Annotated in this window: 3 protein-coding genes; all 3 read right to left on the bottom strand. The window is 32.1% G+C overall.

Annotated features, from left to right (window positions below; translation table 11 throughout):
- Window positions 1–500 (bottom strand): nicotinamide riboside transporter PnuC (gene pnuC, locus VLC96_RS16935; protein ID WP_325264817.1); only part of this gene is annotated, 500 nt, incomplete at its 3' end.
- Window positions 501–514: 14 nt separating this feature from the next.
- Window positions 515–1,231 carry a phosphoglycerol geranylgeranyltransferase gene (locus VLC96_RS16930; protein ID WP_325264815.1) on the bottom strand — a complete coding sequence of 239 codons (717 nt, stop codon included), beginning with the start codon at window positions 1,229–1,231 and terminating at the stop codon, window positions 515–517.
- A gap of 251 nt (window positions 1,232–1,482) precedes the next feature.
- Window positions 1,483–2,092: 4'-phosphopantetheinyl transferase family protein (locus VLC96_RS16925; RefSeq protein WP_325264813.1), on the bottom strand; the 610-nt coding region annotated here is incomplete at its 5' end.

The following is a 2,092-nucleotide window of genomic DNA, read 5'->3' as shown; positions in this document are numbered from 1 at the left end:
ATTGAAAGTAAATCTCCTACAATCCAAAAAATCCAGTTTTCAATTTTTCTTTTTGCCATTAACCACATTCCAACAAAGAAAATTGCGGTCAATAAAGTATCTAAATAAGAGTACCATGTTGTAAATTTATTAAAATAAATGTAAACAATCACTACAAATACTACAGTTAACACAAAAATAATAAGTGAAATCACTTGTTCTTTGACAATCATCGAAGAAATTGGGAATTCGTCGATATTATCTTTTTTTCTTGTCCAATGATACCATCCATAAATGCTCATTACAAAATAATATACATTAATCATTGAATCTCCCAATAAGCTCCATTGCCATAACAAATAAGCATAAATTGATGTACTAATAAGTCCTGTAGGAAAAACCAAAATATTATCTTTCTTAGCGTACCAAACGCTAAGCAATCCAAAAAAAACAGCGATTAATTCTAAATATACTTCATGTAAAGGATAATCTCTATATTGTGAGAATAAATAATCAAACATATATATTTAGTTTTTTATGAATTAAAAAATTCGGCGTTGTTTTCGAATGCTGTACCTATAACGACTAAATCAGCTCCTGCAGTATATGCTTTTTGAATTCCTTGTAAATCTATAATCCCTCCACCTACAATTAATGGAATTTCAATATTGTTGGAAATGCTTTTTATCATTTCTAACGGAACCGCATTTTTTGCTCCACTACCAGCTTCAAGATACAATAATTTATTTCCCATCATTTCACCAGCTTGAGCTGTAGCAAGAGCAAAGTTTAGGTCTTTTCGACATAAAGGTTTGGTTTTACTGATGCGTTCTACAGCAGTTTCTCCACCGCTTTCGACAAGCATATAGCCCGTTGAGATGATTTCGAGTTGGGTTTTCTTTAAAATGGGTGCTGCATTTACCTGATGTTCTATCAAATAGTCTGGGTTTCTTCCTGAAATTAACGATAAAAACAAAATAGCATCTGCTTGGTCTGAAATCTGAGAAGGATTCCCAGGAAAAAGAATGATTGGTAATTTTATTTTTTCTTTTAAAGCAATAATCAAATCATCCAAAATATTGTTGCGAACATGGCTTCCACCGATAAAAATATGGGTTGCAGGTGATTGATTGATTTTTTCGATTAGATATTTTAAATTATCCAAAACGATTTTATCTGGATCTAAAAGAATAGCGAGTAATTTTTGGTTTTCCTTTTTGGATTGAAGGATTTGGTTGTAGAATTTCATCATAAACTATTTTGCAAAAAGCTATTTCACTGAGGTGCAAAGGCAACGCAAAGATGCACAAAAAATATTTAGCCAGCATAATTAAGAAGATGGTCAAAGATAAAATTGCACGCAGAAATAGCAGATATAGCAAATTTTTACATCGGCTAAATCTTCCAAATCTGCGTGAAAACAAGCTTTATTGCTATTGCTTTCAAAGGTTAGCAATTCCTTTTCAAGTATCTGAACAAATCCTCTTTAAATCAGTGACAATTTTATTTTTCGAAAGCATAAACCAAAGTGAAGTTTTCGATTTCAAGATAGTTTACTTCGAACTTTTTTTCCAAATTATCAAAAAGAAGACAGGCTTGGGTTTGGTTTTTATCTAATGAAAAAGGAGCTACTTGAATGTGATCTTTGAAACTAATTCCTTTTTCGTTTCTGATCTTGAAAATGGCTTCTTTGGCGCCCCAAATAACTGTGAGTTTTTTGATGTATTCTTCAATTGGTTCAGATTGTAAAAAGTCGAATTCAGAAATTATAAACTTATCGGCGATGCGGATTATTTTTTCACGCTGCAATTCCATGTCTATTCCCACGGTTTCTTCGCTGACAATAATTGCCGCAAAATTATAAGAATGAGTAATAGAAATATAACGATGACAGTCTAAATATGGTTTTCCAAATTTATCATAATGCAAATTTCGGTCGGTAAAACCCATTTCCTGAATTAGCATTCGGACACTCAAAAAAGCGCGCTGGTGCAATTCTGATTTCATTCTATTTAATCGAAGTTGAGTTTTTTCTTTTAAAACTACTTTTGATGCTAATTCCTCCACGGATTCGGTGACTTTCCATAACAAAATTCGGGTAGTTTCATTGCAT

This window comes from Flavobacterium sp. (assembly GCF_035456085.1).
GTDB lineage: Bacteria > Bacteroidota > Bacteroidia > Flavobacteriales > Flavobacteriaceae > Flavobacterium.
This window is presented reverse-complemented; position numbering and strand designations above follow the sequence as displayed.

What these genes read in the sequence shown, in the direction of transcription:
- VLC96_RS16930 (WP_325264815.1), bottom strand. Translation starts at nt 1,231, where the DNA reads ATGATGAAATTCTACAACCAAATCCTTCAATCCAAAAAGGAAAACCAA.